The sequence below is a fragment of the Tangfeifania sp. genome (genome assembly GCF_055108615.1).
Genome location: NZ_JBSQIC010000021.1, coordinates 13949 through 36193 on the forward strand (window position 1 = coordinate 13949; position 22245 = coordinate 36193).

At 40.7% G+C, this 22245-nt stretch carries 22 protein-coding genes and 1 tRNA gene; 16 read left to right on the top strand and 7 right to left on the bottom strand.

Annotation, left to right across the window (positions count from 1 at the left end; all coding sequences use genetic code 11):
* Positions 1-23: 23 nt before the first annotated feature.
* A complete protein-coding gene (locus tag ACTCNA_RS06755) occupies positions 24-1655 on the bottom strand; it encodes an Eco57I restriction-modification methylase domain-containing protein (RefSeq protein ID WP_462947140.1) in 1632 nt (543 codons plus the stop codon).
* Positions 1655-2755: an AccI family restriction endonuclease gene (locus ACTCNA_RS06760; RefSeq protein WP_462947141.1), complete on the bottom strand. Its 1101-nt coding sequence runs from the start codon at positions 2753-2755 to the stop codon at positions 1655-1657. The genes ACTCNA_RS06755 and ACTCNA_RS06760 overlap by 1 nt, the downstream gene beginning before the upstream one ends.
* A gap of 505 nt (positions 2756-3260) precedes the next feature.
* On the opposite strand from ACTCNA_RS06760, the gene ACTCNA_RS06765 reads away from it, so the two are divergent.
* From ACTCNA_RS06765 to ACTCNA_RS06790, 6 genes are all read left to right on the top strand, one after another.
* Positions 3261-4727 carry a M48 family metalloprotease gene (locus ACTCNA_RS06765; protein WP_462947142.1) on the top strand — a complete coding sequence of 489 codons (1467 nt, stop codon included), beginning with the start codon at positions 3261-3263 and terminating at the stop codon, positions 4725-4727.
* Between the two features lie 72 nt (positions 4728-4799).
* On the top strand, positions 4800-5906 hold the full coding sequence (gene lpxK / locus ACTCNA_RS06770) for a tetraacyldisaccharide 4'-kinase (protein ID WP_462947143.1): 1107 nt from the start codon (positions 4800-4802) through the stop codon (positions 5904-5906).
* The gene (locus tag ACTCNA_RS06775; RefSeq protein WP_462947144.1) at positions 5845-6657 is read left to right on the top strand and encodes a purine-nucleoside phosphorylase; all 813 of its coding nucleotides are present in this window, start codon (positions 5845-5847) and stop codon (positions 6655-6657) included. The genes lpxK and ACTCNA_RS06775 overlap by 62 nt, the downstream gene beginning before the upstream one ends.
* 89 nt (positions 6658-6746) lie before the next feature.
* On the top strand, positions 6747-7691 hold the full coding sequence (locus ACTCNA_RS06780; protein ID WP_462947145.1) for an SMP-30/gluconolactonase/LRE family protein: 945 nt from the start codon (positions 6747-6749) through the stop codon (positions 7689-7691).
* Positions 7692-7819: 128 nt separating this feature from the next.
* The gene (locus tag ACTCNA_RS06785; protein ID WP_462947146.1) at positions 7820-8185 is read left to right on the top strand and encodes a nucleotidyltransferase family protein; all 366 of its coding nucleotides are present in this window, start codon (positions 7820-7822) and stop codon (positions 8183-8185) included.
* Positions 8182-9129: a pyridoxal-phosphate dependent enzyme gene (locus ACTCNA_RS06790; RefSeq protein WP_462947147.1), complete on the top strand. Its 948-nt coding sequence runs from the start codon at positions 8182-8184 to the stop codon at positions 9127-9129. The genes ACTCNA_RS06785 and ACTCNA_RS06790 overlap by 4 nt, the downstream gene beginning before the upstream one ends.
* Positions 9130-9452: 323 nt before the next feature.
* Here the strand turns inward: ACTCNA_RS06790 and recQ are convergent, their stop codons facing one another.
* Positions 9453-11639 (bottom strand): DNA helicase RecQ, encoded by a 2187-nt coding sequence (gene recQ / locus ACTCNA_RS06795; RefSeq protein WP_462947148.1) that lies wholly within the window; start codon positions 11637-11639, stop codon positions 9453-9455.
* A gap of 187 nt (positions 11640-11826) precedes the next feature.
* Between recQ and tatC the strand changes: the two genes are divergently transcribed.
* Together tatC and lptB are read left to right on the top strand one after the other, a co-directional pair.
* A complete protein-coding gene (tatC, locus tag ACTCNA_RS06800; protein ID WP_462947149.1) occupies positions 11827-12708 on the top strand; it encodes a twin-arginine translocase subunit TatC in 882 nt (293 codons plus the stop codon).
* 30 nt (positions 12709-12738) lie between these two features.
* On the top strand, positions 12739-13461 hold the full coding sequence (lptB, locus tag ACTCNA_RS06805; RefSeq protein WP_462947150.1) for an LPS export ABC transporter ATP-binding protein: 723 nt from the start codon (positions 12739-12741) through the stop codon (positions 13459-13461).
* Positions 13462-13701: 240 nt separating this feature from the next.
* Here lptB and ACTCNA_RS06810 read toward each other — a convergent pair whose 3' ends face one another.
* The 4 genes from ACTCNA_RS06810 to ACTCNA_RS06825 all read right to left on the bottom strand — a co-directional run bounded on the left by ACTCNA_RS06810 (position 13702) and on the right by ACTCNA_RS06825 (position 14949).
* Positions 13702-14037, bottom strand: a complete 336-nt coding sequence (locus tag ACTCNA_RS06810) for a hypothetical protein (RefSeq protein ID WP_462947151.1) — start codon at positions 14035-14037, stop codon at positions 13702-13704.
* A gap of 78 nt (positions 14038-14115) precedes the next feature.
* Complete coding sequence (locus tag ACTCNA_RS06815) at positions 14116-14547, bottom strand: hypothetical protein (protein ID WP_462947152.1); 432 nt, start codon at positions 14545-14547, stop codon at positions 14116-14118.
* Positions 14548-14551: 4 nt separating this feature from the next.
* Positions 14552-14737, bottom strand: a complete 186-nt coding sequence (locus ACTCNA_RS06820) for a type II toxin-antitoxin system HicA family toxin (RefSeq protein WP_462947153.1) — start codon at positions 14735-14737, stop codon at positions 14552-14554.
* A complete protein-coding gene (locus tag ACTCNA_RS06825) occupies positions 14734-14949 on the bottom strand; it encodes a type II toxin-antitoxin system HicB family antitoxin (protein ID WP_462947154.1) in 216 nt (71 codons plus the stop codon). The genes ACTCNA_RS06820 and ACTCNA_RS06825 overlap by 4 nt, the downstream gene beginning before the upstream one ends.
* A gap of 612 nt (positions 14950-15561) precedes the next feature.
* On the opposite strand from ACTCNA_RS06825, the gene ACTCNA_RS06830 reads away from it, so the two are divergent.
* The 8 genes from ACTCNA_RS06830 to ACTCNA_RS06865 all read left to right on the top strand — a co-directional run bounded on the left by ACTCNA_RS06830 (position 15562) and on the right by ACTCNA_RS06865 (position 22240).
* Positions 15562-15633 (top strand) — tRNA-Glu (locus ACTCNA_RS06830).
* 30 nt (positions 15634-15663) lie between these two features.
* Positions 15664-15915, top strand: coding sequence for a 30S ribosomal protein S20 (rpsT, locus tag ACTCNA_RS06835; protein ID WP_462947155.1), 252 nt, complete (start codon positions 15664-15666; stop codon positions 15913-15915).
* Positions 15916-16039: 124 nt separating this feature from the next.
* Positions 16040-16735, top strand: a complete 696-nt coding sequence (radC, locus tag ACTCNA_RS06840) for a RadC family protein (RefSeq protein WP_462947156.1) — start codon at positions 16040-16042, stop codon at positions 16733-16735.
* A gap of 13 nt (positions 16736-16748) precedes the next feature.
* Positions 16749-18074: a polysaccharide deacetylase family protein gene (locus tag ACTCNA_RS06845; protein ID WP_462947157.1), complete on the top strand. Its 1326-nt coding sequence runs from the start codon at positions 16749-16751 to the stop codon at positions 18072-18074.
* Positions 18064-18972, top strand: coding sequence for a hypothetical protein (locus ACTCNA_RS06850; protein ID WP_462947158.1), 909 nt, complete (start codon positions 18064-18066; stop codon positions 18970-18972). The genes ACTCNA_RS06845 and ACTCNA_RS06850 overlap by 11 nt, the downstream gene beginning before the upstream one ends.
* A gap of 10 nt (positions 18973-18982) precedes the next feature.
* Positions 18983-20011, top strand: a complete 1029-nt coding sequence (locus ACTCNA_RS06855; protein WP_462947159.1) for a polysaccharide deacetylase family protein — start codon at positions 18983-18985, stop codon at positions 20009-20011.
* Positions 20008-21504, top strand: coding sequence for an AMP-binding protein (locus tag ACTCNA_RS06860; protein WP_462947160.1), 1497 nt, complete (start codon positions 20008-20010; stop codon positions 21502-21504). Before ACTCNA_RS06855 ends, ACTCNA_RS06860 begins: the two co-directional genes overlap by 4 nt.
* Positions 21497-22240 carry a GNAT family N-acetyltransferase gene (locus ACTCNA_RS06865; protein ID WP_462947161.1) on the top strand — a complete coding sequence of 248 codons (744 nt, stop codon included), beginning with the start codon at positions 21497-21499 and terminating at the stop codon, positions 22238-22240. The genes ACTCNA_RS06860 and ACTCNA_RS06865 overlap by 8 nt, the downstream gene beginning before the upstream one ends.
* Positions 22241-22245: the final 5 nt, after the last annotated feature.

The window sequence follows — 22245 nt, forward strand, 5'->3', positions numbered from 1 at the left end:
TATTTAAAAAATAACCAGTTTATTTAGCGAAAGATCCTAGAAATTGGAATGTGATATATAGATATGAATATTTCATTTATTTTTTCTACTAACGTTTCGTCTGGTGATGAGTTGAGAACAGTTTCTCTGTATTGATAATATAAGTTCAAGATATCCTGTTCATTTTTTTTATCTAACATTGTAAGATCAAGTATTTGAGCTTTATTTAAGTCATTCGGTTCAAATTTTTGTAATCCGTTACCATACTCTCTGCTATTGTCGCCAAATATTTTTTTCGCTACATCTGTGATTAAATAGGCAAATAAAAGGTCAATATCAATATTGTCAAAAAGATTTGATTGCACAGGATAAATGCAATGAAAAGTGGTCAGGTTTGAAATATTGGCTTCATTTCTAATAAATTTGAGTCCAGTTCTATTAAAGACAGAGACCCAAATAGGTGCTGGTGGTCTGTTTTCTAATGAATACCAAGGGGTGCGGCAAGATGTTAAGTATTTTTGATGAATTCCTAACTTTTCTCCTTTTTTGATGTAGTTTTTAACTCTATCATCATTTGCATTAATGGCATCAAATAAAAAAACCTTTCGATCATTATTTACAAGTTTAATAAAGTCGTTTTTAGTGAAGAATTTATTCTTTACGTCCAAAGCTTTGCAAATACAGGGTAGAAGATATTTGTCATTGATTCCATTTTCTACTGCCTTGGATTTAGAAAAAGTAAAATAATCATTTGCGCCGGTTGCTATTCCTCTGACCACCTTTCCCACTCTGGCAAAAGGAATTAAGTTTTTAAAGGCTGTCGATTCTTGTTTCTGATAATATTTTTTCCATTTAACATCCGGAGAAAGTTCATGTAGAAAATAGGTGTTTGATTCATCATTAATTTCCGGATACTGGGTTATTAGTTCTTCAACTTTATTTAGTTCTGTGAGCTTATTAACGTAAGTAAATTTAACACGATTAGAGTAAGTATCATTTGAACAAAGTAAAATAGAAGCTGTTGTCAAGGCATCATCAAAAACTTTTTCCTTAAAATCTATTATAATTATATGTCGAAGGATTTTTCTTTTTAGCAATACAGTTTTGACAAGTTTACCATAATCTGAATTTAAAAATTCAGAGGGAACAATATAAGCTAATCTGCCATCAGCATTGAGTTGGTGAATTGATTTGAGTAAGAATAATGAATAGAGGTTTGTAAAACCATTTAGTTTAATACGTAATCTTGTTTCAATTTCTTTTATGATTGTTTTATTGTCGTAGTTGTGAAATTTAAAATAAGGGGGATTACAAATAATTCCATCATACTTGTTATCCCAATCATTAAACATATAATCCTTTAAAAGGAAATCAATGTTATCGTAGTCTGCAAAAATTTCTTTTGACTTAGCAAGTATCGTATTATCAATTTCAAATCCTTTAATATTAATATCATTCTTTTCTAACAAGGCTCTGGAAAAAACTCCCAACCCGATGGCTGGTTCTACAACGGTTTTTAGATTTGAATTATTTAAAAGCCAGTTTGCCATTAGTGATGCAATAGGAAATGGGGTGAAGTATTGAGCAAATTTTTTTCTATGCTTTAAAGATGTTAATTTAGAATATTCTTTCTCAATTGAATTGCCTTTTAGTAATATTTCCTTTATTGCTGTCATCAGAAGTCGTTTTCGCTGATACCTAAAAGGTTTCTTAAATTATCTATATCAAGGAAGGCCGTTCCACCTTTAAAAGTCACATAAAACAATAGCCTGCCCCTTCCCATTTCTCTTTTAACACTGCTATGTTCAGGTTCTATGATTTTGTAAGCAATCTGTTCAGTATTCCTTGTATTGATTTTGATCGTTGTCTTATTTTGATTTTTAATGTCCTTACTGATTTCATAATATTCACCTTCTTTATCCGAATCAGTTAAAAGAGTGAGAATATGTTTAAAGGAAATGCCATAGGATTTATCGAAAAAAACTTGAAAATAATAGTGTGGTACATCAAATATTTCTGCCCATCTATATACGACTTTAATATCTTCTACTTTTGGAGTAATGCTTAAATAATCTCTTTTTTGTATTATATTGATATGCCTCTTTAATTCTTTAAAAAGAGCTGTTACTTCTTGCAACCTTTCGGTAGAGTTCCAGCTTGGTCTTCTGAAGCTTATGGCATAAATAGTATTTTCATTGATGTTTTTTAATAAATCTAAATATGCTTTTTTCTTTGGGTGGTCTAATAAGTCAGAAAACTCATTGATAATTTTGTCTTTAATTTTTAAAGTTTCTTTAAGATGATATTTGGTTCTGTTTTGCATTTCCTTTTCATATTTTTCAATCAAGAAAGCACTAGACCTGATTTCTAAACCAGCAAACGCTTTTTTTACATAGTTAGTGATATCTGAATGGCTTAAACCACTAATATCAAAGCCGAGTTTTTCGTTGTAGTCTGATTTTTTGAAAATTAATAAATCAGGTCTTTTCCCAATATCATCTAATTCATCCTGAAACTCATTATAAAATTCATCAAACCCTTTCTCTCCAGCGACTAAGTCATCAGATTTTCCATATCTAACTGCAACAAAATTTTTTGACGTTTCATTTATTGCTCTAAAAATCAAATCTTCAGCCCAGTCGCCTTGTTCTTTATTTGTGATAAAGTTGCTCGAAGCCTGAGTTGGAGGTGATGTCCTGTCTCGCGGAATATTGAAATCAACAATAGTATCTGGGATGTCCTTCGTAATTTCTCTTAATTCATCAAAATAGGGCATAAACAAAATGATAAGTAATAATTTACAAAGTTACAATTTAATTCTCATTAATAAAGACTTTACTTAGCTCTTGTGTAAGCTGATTCAACAGGTTTCTGTAGTCTGTAGTACGTAAAAAATTTGTACATGTGCTAAATTATTTTAGGGCAATCATTTAATTTTTTGTTTGCAAAAAATTTTCATTGTTATTGTTAGAATTCTTTAGTTTGTTGGAAATTAATAGAAATTTTCTCGCTGATTGTGTTAATTTTAACAGAAACTTCGAATAATCAAAAAAAAATCATTTATTTCTCACCTTGTTGGCCATTTCAATCCCCACCAAAATGCACAAATCGGCCACGCGTTTCACCTTATCGAACAGGATGCGATTTATTTAAAATCATTCTGTTTCCGAAAAATAAATTGCGATATTTATGATACCAAAAAGTAAAAATAGCAATTAAGTGCAATCATCGAAAGTACAACAGTAATTTTAACGGTGGTTTTATTTAAAAATAAACTGAAAATGAAGACAATAAATATTCTGACAAAGTTAACGCTAATCATTTCAATTTTGCTGATGGTGCCGTCGTGTGCCATTAACCCGGTAACCGGGGAAAGGCAGTTGATGCTCATGTCGGAAGCCCAGGAAATTGCGATGGGAGAACAATACGATCCGCAGGTGATTGCCACCTTTGGTCAGTATGAAGACGAGCAGCTCATGAGGCTGATTCAAACTAAAGGCAACGAAATGGGAAAAATTTCCCACCGGTCCAACCTGCAATACCATTTCAGGATTTTGGATACTCCAGTGGTCAATGCTTTTGCCGTTCCCGGCGGGTACATCTATTTTACGCGGGGAATTTTGGCACATTTTAACAACGAGGCAGAACTGATGGGCGTTTTAGGGCACGAAATGGGGCACATTACCGCCCGGCATACCGTTAGCCAGCAAAGCAAGCAGCAGCTGGGGCAGCTTCTTTTAATTGGCGGGATGATTGCTTCCGAGGATTTTCGTGAGTTTGCAGGGTATGCCATGCAGGGCATGCAACTGTTGTTCCTGAAATTCAGCCGCGACAACGAACGGGAAGCCGACCTCCTGGGAGTTGAATATACATCGCGCATCAGCTATGACGGACAGAAAATGGCCGACTTTTTTAATGTGTTGAACAAAATGCAGATGGAAAGCAGCCAGGGAGGCATCCCTACTTTTTTATCGACTCACCCCGACCCGGGCGACCGCTATACCACGGTAACGCAACTGGCCAGTCAGTGGAAAGACAGCCTCGGTTACAACGAGTGGATAGTAAACGAAGACAGCTATCTGCAAATGATTGACGGGATGGTTTATGGCGAAGACCCGCGGCAGGGGTATGTTGACGGAAATGCATTTTACCATCCCGAAATGAAGTTTCAGTTCCCGGTTCCTGCCAGCTGGCAGCTCGAAAACTCCCCGCTCCAGGTGCAGATGGCACCGAAAGAGGGAAACGCTATGATGGTTTTTTCACTGGCCCGGCAAGATAATCTCGACGAAGCTGCTGAAACCACTCTTGGCGATTTGGAGTTGAATGTCCTTGATTCAGAAAAAACCACGGTGAACGGGATGCCGGCTATTTCTGCGGTTTCGGAACAGACATCGCAAAATCAGCAAACCGGCGAGCAGCAAACAATTAAGGTATTGTCGTATTTCATCGACTACAACGATGCCATTTACGTGTTTCACGGCGTGTCAACCGGGCCTGATTTTAACTCGTGGCTCCGCACTTTCGAATCGACGATGATGAATTTCAACCGGCTCACCGATCCTGCGAAACTTAACGAGCAGCCCAAACGTATTAACGTCAGACGGGTGCAGCAGACTTCCACACTGGCACAGGCTCTGGATTCATTCGGTGTGCCACAGTCGCAAATGGACGAGCTGGCGTTGCTTAATAATATGGAATTAACTGACCGCGTGCAGGCCGGGAAATTGTTAAAAACCATCGTGGAATAGATGTAGTTGTTGCCTGGTGCGATTTTCTCCCGGGGTTAAAATTTTTATCTTCGCTTTCTTAAAATTGAACAGATGGTTAAACTACTGCTATATCCTTTTTCTTTTCTCTACGGAGTTGCCGTTTACATCCGCAACCGTTTATACGATTTGAATATTTTGAAATCGAAGGAATTTGATATTTCCGTGATTTCAATCGGGAATATTACGGTTGGCGGAACAGGCAAAACACCTCATGTTGAATATTTGATCGGACTGTTAAAAGATAACTTTACGGTAGCCACTTTAAGTCGTGGATACAAACGTAAAACCAAAGGTTTTATGCAGGTTGAGGCTGAAACTCATTTTTCTGAAGTTGGCGACGAGCCCTTGCAGGTGAAGAAGAAATTTCCGGACATTTCAGTTTCGGTATGCGAAAACAGGGTGGCGGGAGTTGAGAAATTACTTCAGGATGACGATGAAACCTCTCCCGATGTCATCCTGCTCGACGATGCATATCAGCACAGGCGCATAACTCCCGGGTTAAATATTTTGCTCATCGATTATAACCGGCAGATAAATGAAGATATGCTTTTACCCGCCGGCCGGTTGCGCGAAAGCGCCAGGCAAATGCGCCGGGCCAACATTATTATTTTCACCAAATGCCCGGGAGAAATCACTCCTATTATGCGCCGTATTCTTACTAAAACTATTGGGCTGAAACCCTATCAGGAGCTGTTTTTTACCACTTTTGAGTACGATAAAATCAAACCGGTATTTTCAGGGACTGAACTGAAAACCGATTTTTACGATAAAAAATCTTACGCCATTCTTATTGTTACCGGAATTGCATTCCCCAAGATAATTCCCGAATACCTCAAACAATTTTCAGATACCACCGAAATTATTTCTTTTCCCGATCATCATAATTACTCGAAGAATGACATTGATACAATTATGCGTAAATTTGAATCGCTGCCGGGAGATAAAAAGATAATTATTACTACCGAAAAAGATGCCGTGCGTTTTAGCGGAATGACCAATCTGGATGAACAGCTTAAAGATGTGCTTTACTATTTACCGGTGAAAGTCAGGTTCCTGGAAAACGAAGGTAAAATGTTTAATAAAAAGATTTTAAATTATGTTGGAGAAAATAAAAGCAACCGCGAACTACATAAAAGAAAGAATAAACGCCCGGCCTGAGGTTGGCATTATTCTGGGTACCGGTCTGGGAGGTTTGGTAAATGATATCGAAATACTGGATTCCATTCCCTATGATGAAATCCCCAGTTTTCCCGTCTCTACAGTAGATGGTCATGCTGGCAGGTTGATTTACGGCAAGTTGGGCAACAAAGAAGTGCTGGCCATGCAGGGCCGGTTTCATTATTACGAAGGATATACCATGAAAGAGGTGACTTTCCCGGTCAGGGTGATGAAATTTGCAGGCGTATCTCACCTGTTTGTTTCCAACGCATCGGGAGGCCTGAACCCGGAGTGGCATGTGGGCGATATTGTGCTGATTAACGACCACATCAATTTTTTCCCGGAACATCCGCTGCACGGGAAAAATAACAATGAACTGGGGCCGCGTTTTCCCGATATGAGCAAAGTTTACGACGAGCGGTTGCGCAACAAAGCCAAACTGATAGCACTGGAACACAATATACAGGTGAAAGAAGGAGTGTATATCGGTGTGCAGGGGCCAACGTTCGAAACGCCGGCCGAATACAAGATGTTCCGCGTGCTGGGTGGCGATGTTATCGGAATGTCAACCGTGCCCGAGGTTATTGTGGCCCGCCACATGGGTATCCGGATTTTTGGTATTTCCATTATTACCGACAGCGGCGTGCCCGGCGAGATTGTAGAAATTTCGCACGAAGAGGTACAAAAAGTGGCCATGAAAGCCGAACCCAAAATGACGCTGATTCTGAAAAAGCTCATTGAAAGTATTTGATTCGCAGATGCTCATTGAAAAATCGAACTTTTATCACGGCTTTTGTCATTCCTGCGAAAGCCGGAATCTTTATAAATCAAGCAGAGAAAATGAAAAGTACGTTATTGATAATTATTATTGCAGCCTTACTGGCAGGCTGTTCATCACAAAAAAAGAACGAAGTGGAGCTGGTACTCGATACGCAATCGGATTTAGGCGAAGGAGCCATCTGGAATCACAAAACCGGAGAGCTCATGTGGGTGAATATTACCGGTAAAATCCTGAATTTTTATAATCCTGAATTGAAAAACAACAAGGAAATGTTTACCGGTCAGATGATTGGAACTGTTGTTCCTGCCGAATCGGGGATGGTAATGGTGGCGCTGGAAAACGGGTTTTACCAGTTCGATCCGGAAACAGGTTCCAAAAAACTGATTGTCAATCCGGAAGAAGGAATCGAAGGCAACCGTTTCAACGACGGCAAATGCGATCCTGCCGGACGGTTTTGGGCCGGGACCATGAACATGGACGGGAAAAAAGAAGCCGGCACACTTTACCGGCTCGACCCTGACAGCACAATTCATGCGATGATTCAAAATGTCAGCATTTCCAACGGAATTGCCTGGTCGCCCGATGCTACAAAAATGTATTACATCGATACGCCCACCCGAAAAGTGATGGCTTACGATTACGACAATGCAACCGGCGACATTTCAAATCCGCGAACTGCGGTTGAAGTGCCTGCTGAAATGGGCGCGCCCGACGGAATGACCATCGATGCAGAAGGAAATATCTGGGTCGCATTGTGGGGCGGCTCGGCTGTTGGCTGCTGGAATCCCGAAACCGGTGAACTGCTGCGCACCATTGAAGTGCCGGCAAAAAATGTGACTTCCTGCGCCTTTGGCGATGAGGATTTAGGCACGCTTTACATTACCACTGCCCGGCAGGGAACCAGCGATGAGGAACTGGAAAAATATCCACATGCCGGTGGCCTGTTCAAAACACGCCCGGGCGTAAAAGGTGTGGAAGCATTTTTCTTTAAAGGAGAATTTTAATGAGGGAATAGCACGCCAAGGCGCGAAGGCGCAAAGAATATTGTTTTCATTTTTTTCCTTGCGTCTTTGCGTCTTCGCGAGAGAATAAAATAATTGAATCCAATTAATATTTGAACTATCTTTGAATCATGGTCATAAACGATTTGATAGGAAACGGAGATGATTTTGAAGCCTTGTGTAAGAATCATCACGTGATGCAAATTTATGCTTTTGGTTCATCTGTATCTGATAAGTTTGACACCGATAAAAGTGACATTGATTTGCTGGTTGAAATCGATGAACCGGATCCCATTTCAAAAGGTGAAAAACTACTTTCATTATGGGATAAACTGGAGGAATTTTTTAATAGAAAAGTTGATTTACTGACAAATTTATCGATTCGTAATAAAATTTTAAGGGATAGCATTGATGATAATGCTATATGGGCCGTCATCAAAAAACATTTGACGGTTTTGAAAAATGAGGTGACGTTAAAATTAAATCAATCAAAATGAAATATTTGCCCGACTATACCAACATAGAAAAAGCACACGACATCATTCGTGAATATGCCCATCAAACACCGGTTTTAAGTTCTTCCGGTATCAATAAAATTGTGGAATCTGATTTGTTTTTCAAATGTGAAAATTTCCAGAAAGTGGGGGCTTTTAAATTCAGGGGAGCGTGCAATGCCGTTTTTTCGCTTTCGGAAGAAGATGCACAAAAAGGAGTGGCCACCCATTCATCCGGGAACCATGCGGCGGCGCTGGCGCTGGCAGCTAAAATGCGCGGAATTGCCGCCCACATCGTAATGCCGCGCACTTCGCCCGAAATTAAAAAGAAAGCAGTAGCGGGTTACGGTGCCGATATTACTTTTTGCGAGCCCACACTTGAAGCCCGGGAATCCACGCTGGCAAAAGTGGTGGAAGAAACCGGCGCCACCGAGATTCATCCGTACAACAACTTTTTTGTGATTGCCGGCCAGGGAACCGCTGCCAAAGAACTGATTGAAGAGAATGGGGAATTCGATATAATAATTGTCCCGGTGGGCGGCGGTGGTTTGCTCAGCGGAACTGCCATTTCAACCAAAAAATTGTTACCCAATTGCAAGGTTATTGGAGCCGAACCTGCTGGCGCTGACGATGCATTCCGGTCGTTCCGGGCCGGGAAACTGATTCCTTCGGTCAATCCAAAAACCATTGCCGACGGACTGCTCACTTCACTCGGCGAACGTAATTTTTCCATCATTTCCGAAAAAGTGGATGCCATCGTTACCGTTTCCGAAGAAAAAATTGTGGAAGCCATGCGACTCATCTGGGAACGGATGAAAATCATTATTGAACCTTCTTCCGCCGTGCCGCTGGCCGCTATTCTCGAAAATAAAATTGATGTGCAAAATAAAAAAGTGGGAATTATTTTATCCGGCGGAAATTTGGATTTGGGAAAGTTGCCATTTTGAGAAAATCGATTTCCCGCACCTGCCAGACGCAGGCTGGGATAAGGCAGAAAGCCGCTGATTTTAGAAATTATCTGCGAAAATCTGGTGCGCCACGAGCGCGGGTGTAAATATAAATAAATACCTAAAAAGATGAAAATTCTTTTCAATCCAATTTACCGTTAAGATAAGTATTATTATTACGCTAATTGTTGTATTATATGCTGATAATCAGGTATAGGTATTGGAAGTCTGAATATATGATATTAATTATCAGTTTATAACCCATTTTTTCTAAAAAACGCGGAATTTGTCGTACACCCAATCGGGTGGGGTGAGGAAAAGGACTAATTTCCCATATCGGACATAAATTTGATACGCATCAGCCGGATGTCATCTTCGGAGTATTCATCTTCTCCGAGTTCGTCGAGAGCTTCCTGTACCGAATCGTTTTCCGCTTCCCTGAAATATTCGAACACTTCTTCCTGATGATCTTCATCCAAAACATCGTTCAGGTAATAGTCAATATTTAATCGCGTTCCGGAGTTGACAATTGCTTCCACTTCCGAAATTATATCTTTTACCTCAACTCCTTTGGTGTCGGCAATGTCTTCAAATGAAATCTTCCTGTCAATGCTTTGGATGATGAAAACTTTCATCTTCGATTTGTTGGCGATGGTGCGTACAACAAAATCTTCAGGACGTTCAATTTCATTTTCCTCAACATAGTTTTTAATCAGCTCAACAAATTCTTTCCCGTACCTTCGGGCTTTTCCCTGTCCAACTCCCTGTATTTTCTGAAGTTCGCCGAGTGATACCGGATACTGGATTGACATATCGGCCAGCGATGGATCCTGAAAGATTACAAAAGGAGGCAGGTTCTTTTTTCGGGCAATTTTTTTGCGCAAGTCTTTTAACATGGCAAACAATGCCGGGTCACCGCCTGTCCCTCCCGAAGGGGCACCACCGGTGTTAATATCTTCTGCTTCCTCTTCGTATTCGTGGTTTTTAACCAGCATAAAACTGGTGGGGTTTTTAAGAAATTCGTGCCCTTTTTCGGTCATTTTCAACAAGCCGTAGTTTTCAATGTCTTTATTAATAAGGCCGGCAATCATCGACTGCCTGAAAACTGCGTTCCAGAAGCGTTCGTCGTGGTCTTTCCCGGCCCCGAACGATTTAACCTTATAATGTTTAAACGATTTGATGGCTGCTGTTTTGTTACCAATTAATATATTGGCAATATGGTCGGCTTTGTATTTTTCATTTACCTCAATAATGGCTTTCAGGCCCCGTACCACTTCGTCCTTGGCTTCAATTTGCTCTTTGGGGTTGAGGCAGTTGTCGCAGTTGCCACAGTTCTCTTTAGTATATGTTTCACCAAAATAGTGTAATAATATAATGCGCCGGCAAAGTGCCGATTCGGCGTAAGAAACAGTGTCGAGCAAAAGCTGTTTGCCAATTTCCTGCTCGGCCACGGGTTTGCCGTGCATAAATTTTTCCAGCTTCTGAATATCTTTATAGCTGTAAAAAGTAATACACTGCCCTTCGCCGCCATCGCGCCCTGCACGTCCGGTTTCCTGGTAATATCCTTCAAGGCTTTTGGGAATGTCGTAGTGGATTACAAACCGCACATCGGGTTTGTCGATTCCCATTCCAAAAGCAATGGTAGCCACAATTACATCCACCTCTTCCATGAGGAATTTATCCTGGTTTCCCGAGCGGGTAGCAGCATCCATCCCGGCATGGTAAGCCAAAGCTTTAATACCGTTAACCTGTAGTGTTTCGGCAAGTTCTTCCACCTTTTTACGGCTCAGGCAGTAGATAATGCCCGATTTGCCTTCATTTTGTTTAATGAACCGGATAATTTGGGCCTCGGGTTTTACTTTTGGCCTTATTTCGTAATAAAGGTTGGCCCTGTTAAACGAAGCTTTAAATACCTGTGCATCGAGAATACCCAGGTTTTTCTGAATATCGTGCTGTACTTTTGCTGTTGCCGTTGCCGTAAGTGCAATGATGGGGGCGTTGCCAATTTCATCAACAATTGGCCTGATACGCCGGTATTCCGGGCGGAAGTCGTGTCCCCATTCAGAAATACAATGCGCCTCGTCGATGGCATAAAATGAAATTTTCACTTTTTTAAGAAACTCAATATTATCTTCTTTAGTCAACGACTCAGGCGCTACGTATAATAGTTTCGTGCTTCCTGCCAGCACATCTTTTTTTACTTCCTGCAGGGCAGCTTTCGATAATGATGAATTTAAAAAATGGGCTACTTTATCTTCGGAATGCATTCCCCTTATGGAGTCCACCTGGTTTTTCATTAGGGCAATTAGCGGAGATATAACGATAGCAGTTCCTTCGAGCAGTAGTGCAGGTAGCTGATATATTAATGATTTTCCTCCGCCGGTTGGCATCAGTACAAATGTATTATTTCCATCCATCACACTTTTCACCGCTTCTTCCTGTTGGCCTTTAAAGCGGTCGAAACCAAAATAGTGCTGTAAGTAATCCGTTAATGTTTTTTGGTTATTCATAAAAACAATTCTCCCTCAATGTCTTCTGCTAATTCTTAATATTCTAAATTATTAAAAGTAGGTAAAATGTCAATACATTTTAATAAATTTTATAAATATATAGCAATCTTTTAAATAATTGGATTGATGTAAAGCTGCTAATAGCAGGAAGTATTTATATTTGTGAAGTTTTTTAAAGAAAAGGTTAATGAGCGAAGAAGAAAAAAGAAAAAAGCGTTTTGGGAAGAAGAAAAACAGGGAAGATAAAAGCGGTATGAAAACAGCCTATGCCGAGATGTCGTTTTTGGAACATATGGAAGAATTGCGCTGGCACATCATCCGTTCGGCTCTTGCCATTATTGTGTTTGCTGTGGTGGCATTTATTTTAAAAGATTTCATTTTCAATACTGTAATTTTAAATCCGCGAACCCCCGATTTCTGGACTAACCGGATGTTTGCCCGGCTGGCTGACGCAGTGGGTACTGATGCATTGAGGATTAACCAAACCCCGCTGGAGTTGATAAGTATTAAAATTGCCGGACAGTTTATGACCCACATCTGGGTGTCCATTATTGCGGGTTTTATTATTGCCTCACCTGTGGTTTTTTACGAATTCTGGCGTTTTATTAAACCCGCGCTTTACGAGAACGAAAAACAACATGCCAGTGGCGCTGTTTTTTTTACTTCTGTTTTATTTTTAATGGGGATACTGTTTGGATACTATTTAATAGTACCGCTTTCCATCCATTTTTTAGGCACCTACAATGTAAGTGGCGATGTAACCAACCAAATTAACCTGAAGTCATACATAGGCTCGGTTACTTCCATTTCGCTGGCAGCCGGGGTAGTATTTTTAATACCCATTTTTTCCTATTTCCTGAGCAAGGTGGGTTTACTCACCCCGCAGTTTATGAAAACATACCGGAGGCACTCCTATGTAGTTATGTTGCTCCTTTCGGCTGTTATTACACCGCCCGATATCTTCAGCCAGATAATGGTTTGTTTCCCATTGGTGTTTCTGTATGAAATAGGTATTATTATTTCGCGCAGGGTAGTTAAAAAACGTGAAAAAGAGATGGACGAAATATAATATTCAATTATAAATTCGTTATTTGCCTGAATGATTCTTCGAGCAGAAAATATTGTTAAGAAATACCGTAAACGAACGGTAGTAAAAGGAGTTAGCTTTGATGTGAAACAAGGGGAAATTGTAGGGTTGCTGGGTCCAAATGGTGCCGGCAAAACCACATCGTTTTATATGATTGTGGGCCTGATACAACCCCTTTCAGGAAAAGTTTTTCTTGACCAGGAAGAAATCACCAAACTGCCGGTTTATAAGCGTGCAAAAAAAGGAATCGGGTACCTGGCACAGGAAGCATCGGTTTTCAGGAAGCTGAGTGTGGAAGATAACCTGAAGGCTGTACTCGAGATGACCAAATATTCAAAAGAATACCAGCGTGAGAAAGTTGAAAGCCTGCTTGATGAATTCGGGCTGCAACACATTCGCAAGAGCAAGGGAGTTCAGCTTTCGGGTGGCGAACGCCGCCGTACTGAAATTGCCCGGGCGCTGGCGATCGACCCCAAATTTATTCTACTCGACGAACCGTTTGCCGGAGTGGATCCAATCGCTGTGGAAGACATACAGCAGATTGTTATACAACTTAAAGAGAAGAATATTGGAGTGCTCATTACCGATCACAACGTTCACGAAACATTGTCGATTACCGACCGCTCCTACCTGCTTTTTGAAGGATCGATTATGAAAGCAGGCAATGCCGAAGAGCTGGCCAACGACGAAGATGTGAGAAGGGTTTACCTGGGACAGAATTTTGAATTGCGTTAATGTAATTTTCACATTCTTGAAAAACTTAATTTCAGAATGCTGTCAGCCGGGTTCGTTAAGGTTTAGGTTAAAAAATCTTTGCAGAGAAAAATTTACCAGCAATTCCGCTTGATTTTTCTAATATCAATAAAGCACTGATTAAAAGGAGTTAATGAAATTGGGATAAAATATTTTTTCTTGCTATTTTTGTGCGGACAACCCGCAAAAGGTTCGTAATCGAAACTGTAAACTCCTGTGCCATCAACGGCCACGATAACGAAACTTATCAAGTGCCCGTTTTTCGATTAACTGCCGCACCAGCAACTGTTTTAGTTTTTCAAGCTCACAAGTTGGCAGCTCCCGCAAAAAAACATCGACCGTGTCCATCACAGGCAGGCGCAGACCGAAGATGGTGATAAAATTCTTTTCTACCCGGTCGGTAATAAACTTGTCGGTGTTGTTACGCGAACCACACTTGAAAATAAACATCGACAACCCGCCCATGATTATCTCGGCAATACTGTAACTGCGCCGCGCCCTGTGGTCGGGGATGCTTTCCAGCAGCCGGTAAAAATCAGGATAATGCCTTTTGAGCACGGTGTAAACTAAAATGATGAACTGTTTCCCGTTGAAACGTTCGAGCCTTTGACGGCACTTTTGCTTTTTCTTTTCTCTCTAATATAAGTTACCCTGTTGGAATGTAATCGCAAAAAAAAATTCATAAAAATTTGGTAATGAATTTAATGGCTTCTGAATACCTCTATTCCTCCGGTGAGTAATATAACCCCTAAAAAGCAAAATCATCCCAAGCGGCACATCAATCGTTTGGTCTATTTTTACATGCTCATCAGGCACTATCCTTTTCATTAAACAAATAAGACAATCTCTGCTATCTTTTGTAGATACATCTGTAAACCTATCCAATTCCTTTTTATTCATTCTATCCAAAATATTGCACAAGTCTGAGAATCTTGCTCTTAATGAATCTTCATCTGAAACGGCTAAACCCAATGATCGTAGTCTATCAGAAGGAACCTCCTTAAAAAGAGGTACTTCGATAAAATCATTTATTACTATTGACAAATTTTGAAGCTTTTTATCTAACACATTATTATAATTCAGGTAAAGATAGTGAACGTACTATTTTTTTTACTAGTTTATTTGGAATTTCAACATGACGAGGGATAGCTTCAATATGTCCGGTTTTAGGATTACACCATAATGAATGAGATCGGCCTTCACGTTTTAAGTAACAACCATTTCGCCTTAAATGTTTTAATATAGTGCTTCGTTTCACTTTACGACTATTTTCTCTTTTATTACATTACTTGGGAGACCTCTCATGAAATCCTTTCTTCGATCTTCTAAAATAAGATAGATTGCATCTGTAAGGTTATTAAGACATTCGTCTTTTGTAAGTCCTTGTCCATTAGCTCCCGGAATTTCAGGCGAATAAGCTATAAACCATTTACCATCTTTTTCAATTATAGCATTGAATTCGTTATGCATATTAGTAATTATTTATTATTGTTGTAAAATTAATAATAATATTTGATATAATTTCTCTTTGAACTGTGAATGGCTATCGTATGTGCTTCAAATTGAAGCACAATTTGGAAAAAAATTGTTAAATAATGGAGGGAAAGGAATGAAAGGGAAAAAGTATAATTTTGACATAGTTTTTAAAAAAATTAGAAGAAGTAATCCATACTCCCGAATGTTAGGCTTTTAAATTTTTTGAATAAAAATTGAATGAAGACCGGCACAACAAATTCATGGCAGACTTTTAAAATGAAACCAGTTGCCGGTACAAACATTGTTTTTAGTACAATTCTGTGCATGGAAAGCAGGAAAGGCCAGGTTATAACCCGAAACCACAATTCATGATTTCTCTGCTGTAACAACTTTTTGAGTTGTTTTTACAAGATCGACCATTATTACCATTATTGCCAGCGATCCGAGAATAGCAGGTATTATTTACGAAATATAAAAAACATTGTTTCAATAATTAAATATTTGGGTCCAGGTTCCAGAGACGGAGGAGAAAAATTTATAAAGAAAATTTGGTGGATAACAAAAATGAAGTATTTTTGCAGTCCCAATTTTAGGGAAACATATGATGGCCCGTTCGTCTAGGGGTTAGGACGCCAGGTTTTCATCCTGGTAGCAGGGGTTCGAATCCCCTACGGGCTACTTAATTTTTTATGATTTTAAAAGAAGAAAATGGCAAATCACAAGTCAGCTTTAAAAAGAATTAGGCAAAACGAGAAAAAGCGCGTACACAACAGGTATTACGCCAAAACTACCCGCAACGCGATTAGGGATTTGCGGAACGAAACCGATAAAGAAGAAGCTGTAAAAAGACTTCCTAAAGTGGTTTCTATGATTGATAAACTGGCAAAAAAGAATATCATTCATAAAAACAAGGCAGCCAACCTGAAATCGAAACTGGCAGGACAGTTGAATAGCTTATAAAAGAAATTTTCATGATAAATTGAAAGCCTTTTCGCTTTGCGGAGAGGTTTTTTTTGCTTCCTGCCGCTAGGGTTTATTATATTTTTTGTACTTTACTCCTGTTAAATCACTCCATACCATAAAAATGAGCGAATACAAAAAAATTAAACTAAAAGAGTGGGCTGTTGAAGATCGGCCACGTGAAAAACTTCTGGTTAAAGGAGCACGTTCACTTACCGATGCCGAGCTTATTGGAATCCTGATTGGTTCCGGAAACCTCAATGAAACCGCGGTAGAACTGGGCCGCCGGATCCTTGTTTCGGTGAATAACAACCTCAACGACCTGGGACGAAAAGGAATCGACTACCTGAAAACGTTTAACGGTATTGGCGAAGCAAAAGCCATTTCCATAGTGGCGGCACTTGAGTTGGGCAAACGCCGCAAAGAAGCCGAGGTTTTTGTGAAAAAGAAAATTACCAGCAGCCGCGATGCTGCCGATTTTATCACCCCGTTGCTCGGCGATCTCAACCACGAAGAGTTCTGGGTGTTGCTGCTCGACCGGGGAAATAAAATCATCGATCACTTTATGATTAGCCAGGGGGGAATTTCAGGTACCGTTATCGATGTACGGATTATCCTGAAAAATGCACTGGAGAAACTGGCCAGCTCGCTAATCCTTTGCCACAACCACCCGTCAGGCACAATGGAAGCCTCGGATGCCGATCTGAAAATTACCCGGAAAATAAAAAATGCCGCAGCCGTGATGGACATTTCCGTGCTCGACCATATCATAATCGGACAAAACAGTTATCTTAGTCTTGCCGATGAAGGCATGATGTAAAAAGACCAAAACCATGATACTTTTTTATTCCGATGAGCTTAATCCCCGTATCGAGTACACTGCAAAATTGATTTTTTCCCAGATTCTTAATGCCGAAATAGCTTTTACGGGTAAGTCTTCTGAATTTTTAAATTCGGAACTGCCCAAAATAAATTACTCGTACGAAAAATTTGGCGATGAGTTGTACATTAAACCACACCGGTTTATGCACTGCAAAGCACTCATCCAACCCAATATTCAAACGGTTTGGTACGAAGGGGAGAAATATTTCTTCGAAAGCTCGAAAGATTCTGTTTTTCCGTTCGACCTTTTTGCTGCAGCGTTTTACCTGGTAAGCCGGTACGAAGAATACCTTGAAAAAGAACACGGAAAATACAAACGCTACCCGGCAGAAAAGAGCATTCTTTATAAAACCGGATTACTTGAAAAGCCGGTGGTAAACATTTGGGCACAAATGCTGGCAGCCAAAATGAAGGAGAAATTCCCTGAAGTTGAATTCCCGAAATCGAATTTTAAATTCATCTCATCCATCGACATTGACAATGCATGGGCTTTTTCGCATAAAGGATTCTGGCGGGGGTTGGGAGCTCTTGCCAAATCATTTTCAAAAGGAGAGATTGCTGAAGTAAAAAAACGTATCCGCGTGTGGCAGGGAAAAGAAAATGATCCGTATGACACTTACAGTTACCTCGACTCGGTTTTTAAAGGAAATGAGAACAAAGTACTGTACTTCTTTCTTTTGGGCGATTACAAACGCTACGACAAAAACATCTCGTACAAAAACAAATTATTCAGAAAACTTATTCAGGAAACAGCCCAAAAGTACCATGTTGGAATTCATCCGTCCTATTCTTCGAGCAAGAAAAAAGGGAAAGGCAAATTGTATGCTGAAATAAAAAGACTGGAAGAAATAACAGGCGAAAAACCAGTAAAAAGCCGGCAGCATTTTCTGCGCCTGAAATTTCCGCGGACCTACCGGCGACTGGTTAAGGCAGGTATTGAAGAAGATTACACTATGGGATATTCCTCGCAGGCCGGGTTCAGGGCCGGAATTTGCACTCCTTTCTGTTTTTTTGATGTGAAAAAGGAGAAGGCAACAAATCTCAAAATTTATCCGTTTCAGGTGATGGATGTAACGCTGCGCAATTACCTGAACCTCTCGCCCGATGAGGCAGTTAAAAAAGTGGAACAACTCATGCAGGAGGTTAAAAATGTAGGTGGTATATTTGTGGGCATCTGGCACAACGAAACGGTGAACGACGAAGGCCACTGGAACGGATACCGCAACGTTTTTGAGAAAATGAATAAAAAAGGATTTGAGTGGGCAAATGAGCAGTAATGGCGGAGGCATAAAATATATTGAGCATCAGGACATTGATTATAAAAAATGGGACCTTTGCATTGAAAGCGCCGGCAACAGCAGGGTTTACGCCATGTCGTGGCACCTCGACCGCACTGCTGAAGTCTGGGATGCCTTGGTTTGGGGAGATTATGATGTTGTGATGCCGCTTCCCCATCGAAAAAAATGGGGGATAAAATATCTTTATCAGCCGTTTTATAGTCAGCAACTGGGAATTTTCCCGAACCCGGCACCCGAAATTGCAGCTCAGTTTTATAAAAATGCATCCAGCTATTTCAGGTATTTAAATATTCAAACCAACTCGTCCAATCCTCCGCCGCAAAATCTTATGGTGTCCACCCGAAAAAATCACCTGCTTCCCTTAAACATTGGTTATAAAAGCCTGGCAGGGGCATATTCCAAAAATACACGCCGGAACATAGCAAAGGCAAATAGAAATCACCTGAATTTTGTAGAAGGAACCAGGCTGGAAGAGTTTCTGGCTTTTAAAGAGAAAAATTTAGCGGGCAATACTTCTAAATCTGTTATTCAAAAATTAAAAAGCATCATTGCCTACAGCCAGTATAAAGGAATCGGGGAAATTACCGGCATTTACTCGCCATCCAATGAATTGTGTGCGGCCGTTTATTTTTGCCGTTGGAAAGAAAGGTTGATTTACCTGAATGCCGTTTCCAGTTCGGAAGGGAAGAAACTAAGGGCCATGTTTTATTTACTTGATCAACTGCTGCAGACAAGCGCGGGCAAAAACCTGGTTATCGATTTTGAAGGCTCTGTAATACCGGGGATAGCCCGCTTTTTTGAAGGATTTGGTGCTACTCCTGAAACGTATTACCAACTTTTTCAAAACAAGTTGCCTTTTCCATTGAATAAATTCTAAAACGGCAAGAATGAACCGACTGTCAATTAAAAAACTGGCACTCAGAATGTCTCGACCTTTTCCACTGAAATGGCTTCGAAGGTTATCCGGTCAAAATTTTATCTTTCCTTTTTACCATACGGTAACCAACACGCCATCACCCTGCGTGAAACATCTCTATCCTGTTCCAACTGAGAAACAGTTCCGGGAAGACCTCGATTTTCTGCTTTCACACTTTTCGCCAGCTGACTACCACCAGGTTTTCCATTTTGCCAAAAGCGGGGAAAAACCCAAAAAACCAGGCTTCTTTCTCAGTTTCGACGACGGGTTTGCAGAGTGCTGGCATGTTGTTGCCCCAATTTTAAAAGAGAAAGGAATTCCCGCTGCGTTTTTTATCAATCCTGCTTTTGTTGGAAACCAACAATTATCGCATCGGCAAATGGTGAGCCTCCTCATCGATAAAGTGTTGCAACCGGTTTCCAACGGACTGCTAAAAAAAGCAGGTATCCTGATTGGCGAAACCCTGCAGGAATCAGTTGATTTGGTGGAAATTGTAAAAAATTTTACCGTTGCCGATATCGAAAAAATTGAAGCGCTGGCCGGTCTTTTCAAAATCGATTTTGAAGAGGCCCTCAATACTTTTAAACCCTACATGAACTTGTCAGAAATACGGCAGTTGCAATCCGACGGTTTTATAATCGGGTCGCATAGTTTCGGCCATCCGGAATTCCATGTGCTGAACGAGGAGCGAATGAAATCAGAAATCGAACAGAGCTTTCGCTTTATTGAATCGAATTTAAAAACCGGGCACCGGGTATTTTCATTCCCTTTCAGCGACTTAGGAGTACCACTTTCCCTATTCAGGTATCTTACCGATGAAATGAACGTGGAGATAAGTTTCGGCACCTCGGGGATTAAACGCGATGAAGCTCCCCGAAACCTTCAGCGAATACCAATGGAAATTCATGGATTTAATGGAGCAGAAGAAATTATCCGGTCAGAGTATTTTTACTATCTTGGCAAGGCTTTGATCGCTAAAAACCTGGTGAAACGAAAATGAATCTCATCCAAAAATATCTCGATACTTTTACCCGCTTTGGACAAAATAAAGCTTTCTGTCTGAAGGATAATAGCTATACGTACAGGGAATTTTTGTCATTTATAAACGGCAGCCGCGAATTACTTGAATCCCAACCCGGATTCAGGGCCGAAAAACCGGTTGCTGTGCTGGTCAATGAATTTTCGGAAACCTACGCCGCCGTTTTTGCCATCTGGTTTTCGGGTGGCGTTTTTGTTCCGTTGGATCCGAAGGCACCAAAGGCAGTAAATGAAGAGATTATTCAAAAATACAATATCGAATTCATTTTCAGTGCTGGGAAAAAAACGGACAAAACGGGTTTTAAGGATGCAAATATTTTGAATAACAGAAATGTTTCTTCGGATAAAGAATCTTCGCTTTTCCCCTGGGATGAAAATCAGACCCTGTACGTTTTAAACACTTCGGGAAGCACGGGAACACCCAAAAACGTGCCCATCACCCTGAAAAATGTAGCGGCTTACCTCGAAGGATTTCTCGAAAAATACCCGGATCTCGATGCTTCCGATAATTTTTTACAAACCTACGAATTAACAGCCGATGCTGCCTTCTCCGGCTACCTGGTGCCATTTCTTCTGGGGGCTACTGTATATTCGGTTCCCGAGAGCCCGTTCAAACCTTTTGCGACAGCTAAAATTCTTTCCGAAGAACCCATTACCTGGGTAAAGGCTACCCCTTCATTATTGGCTTGCCTGCGGCCGTTTTTTGAGTCGATTCATCTGCCCCGCTTAAAACATTTCCATTTTGGAGGCGAGGCGCTTCCTGCCGGTTTCGTTGAAGCCTGGCGGCCCCGCATACCGAATGCCGAAATTTCGAATGGATATGGTCCAACCGAAACCACAATTACAGCAACCATTTATAAGTGCCTTCCCGGGGAACCACTGAAAGAAAAAAACAATGTGGTGAGTATTGGCAAGCCTTTTAAAAACGTTGAAGTCTTTATTCAAAAAATGCCAGGCCAAAAGGAAAACCGTGGCGAGCTATACATTACCGGGGAGCAAATGATGAAAGGATACTGGTTTTCCGGTGAGCAGCCTTTCAAAACAATTGAAACCAACGGGCAGTCAAAACAATTTTATCCAACTGGCGACAAAGTGGAGCAAGACGATGAGGGGGATCTTTATTTTCTGGGCAGGTTAAACGATCAGGTTAAAATAAACGGGTACCGCATTGATTTAGCTGAAGTTGAAAATGGGGTGCGGAAAATTATCTCAGGGGCAGGAAATGTGGCCGCGGTGGCCGTGGAAAAATCTCCGGGGATGAAGCAGTTAGTGGTATTCATCGAAAATTACCAGGGGAACGGAAACGAAATTACCGAAAAAATGGCCCTTCGTTTTCCCCACTATAAAATTCCGGAAAAAATTACCGGCATTCCCAAATTTCCCCTGAACCGTTCCGGAAAGACCGATAAAAAAATGCTTGTGTCACAATTTCTTGCTTCTCAAACAAATGAATGAAAATATAAATAACCTGTTTAATTTTTATCGCGAAGCTGGTGCATGTCCTTCGGTTTCACTGATTGAGGAAGTCCATTTTTGCGCGGTTAGCGGACTAAACAACAGCTGGCCGCAAATGGTTTTCGGGCTTGAGCTTTCCCCAAATCCGGCAACAGATATCGGGCAGATTCTAACCAAAACCGTTTCCGAAAATCTACCAGGATTCGCAGTTTGCAATGCTGATTTTTTCAATATGCAGAGTTTGGAAATCCTGCGTGAAAAAGATATTTATCCGGTAAAAATATGGACACTTATGAATGCCCGATCCTTCGCATCAAAACCACACGGGCAGCAAAAAAACGTTGAAATCAGAAAACTGCAGACGACTACTGAACTTCATGATTTTATGGATTTGATAAATGCAGAATTCTTGCAATCGGCAAAAATGAATCCGGTACTGGCTGAAGAAATGAATGATAAAGATGCTTTCAGTTTTTACGGGCTATTTGCTGCAGGAGAACTGGTCAGCGGCCTTCTTGCCTTTTCCGATTTAAATACCACCGGGCTCTATTTTATTGCAACGAAACGGGCTTTTCGGGGAAAAGGTTTGGCGGCAGGGCTCATTCGGCATGTAACAAGTTTGTGCAGACAGGAAACAAACAAAGTGGTTTTGCAGGCCACGCAAAAGGCAGTACCTTTGTACACGCGGCTGGGATTTTCGGTCTGCGGGAAAATGGTAATTTTTTGGAAACGGTAATACAT

What these genes read in the sequence shown, in the direction of transcription:
- ACTCNA_RS06760 (WP_462947141.1), bottom strand. Translation starts at nt 2,755, where the DNA reads ATGCCCTATTTTGATGAATTAAGAGAAATTACGAAGGACATCCCAGAT.
- rpsT (WP_462947155.1), top strand. Translation starts at nt 15,664, where the DNA reads ATGGCAAATCACAAGTCAGCTTTAAAAAGAATTAGGCAAAACGAGAAA.
- ACTCNA_RS06755 (WP_462947140.1), bottom strand. Translation starts at nt 1,655, where the DNA reads ATGACAGCAATAAAGGAAATATTACTAAAAGGCAATTCAATTGAGAAA.
- ACTCNA_RS06790 (WP_462947147.1), top strand. Translation starts at nt 8,182, where the DNA reads ATGAAATATTTGCCCGACTATACCAACATAGAAAAAGCACACGACATC.
- ACTCNA_RS06865 (WP_462947161.1), top strand. Translation starts at nt 21,497, where the DNA reads ATGAATGAAAATATAAATAACCTGTTTAATTTTTATCGCGAAGCTGGT.
- radC (WP_462947156.1), top strand. Translation starts at nt 16,040, where the DNA reads ATGAGCGAATACAAAAAAATTAAACTAAAAGAGTGGGCTGTTGAAGAT.
- ACTCNA_RS06855 (WP_462947159.1), top strand. Translation starts at nt 18,983, where the DNA reads ATGAACCGACTGTCAATTAAAAAACTGGCACTCAGAATGTCTCGACCT.
- ACTCNA_RS06765 (WP_462947142.1), top strand. Translation starts at nt 3,261, where the DNA reads ATGAAGACAATAAATATTCTGACAAAGTTAACGCTAATCATTTCAATT.
- tatC (WP_462947149.1), top strand. Translation starts at nt 11,827, where the DNA reads ATGAGCGAAGAAGAAAAAAGAAAAAAGCGTTTTGGGAAGAAGAAAAAC.
- ACTCNA_RS06825 (WP_462947154.1), bottom strand. Translation starts at nt 14,949, where the DNA reads ATGCATAACGAATTCAATGCTATAATTGAAAAAGATGGTAAATGGTTT.
- lpxK (WP_462947143.1), top strand. Translation starts at nt 4,800, where the DNA reads ATGGTTAAACTACTGCTATATCCTTTTTCTTTTCTCTACGGAGTTGCC.
- ACTCNA_RS06850 (WP_462947158.1), top strand. Translation starts at nt 18,064, where the DNA reads ATGAGCAGTAATGGCGGAGGCATAAAATATATTGAGCATCAGGACATT.
- ACTCNA_RS06860 (WP_462947160.1), top strand. Translation starts at nt 20,008, where the DNA reads ATGAATCTCATCCAAAAATATCTCGATACTTTTACCCGCTTTGGACAA.
- recQ (WP_462947148.1), bottom strand. Translation starts at nt 11,639, where the DNA reads ATGAATAACCAAAAAACATTAACGGATTACTTACAGCACTATTTTGGT.
- ACTCNA_RS06785 (WP_462947146.1), top strand. Translation starts at nt 7,820, where the DNA reads ATGGTCATAAACGATTTGATAGGAAACGGAGATGATTTTGAAGCCTTG.
- lptB (WP_462947150.1), top strand. Translation starts at nt 12,739, where the DNA reads ATGATTCTTCGAGCAGAAAATATTGTTAAGAAATACCGTAAACGAACG.
- ACTCNA_RS06775 (WP_462947144.1), top strand. Translation starts at nt 5,845, where the DNA reads ATGTTGGAGAAAATAAAAGCAACCGCGAACTACATAAAAGAAAGAATA.
- ACTCNA_RS06780 (WP_462947145.1), top strand. Translation starts at nt 6,747, where the DNA reads ATGAAAAGTACGTTATTGATAATTATTATTGCAGCCTTACTGGCAGGC.
- ACTCNA_RS06845 (WP_462947157.1), top strand. Translation starts at nt 16,749, where the DNA reads ATGATACTTTTTTATTCCGATGAGCTTAATCCCCGTATCGAGTACACT.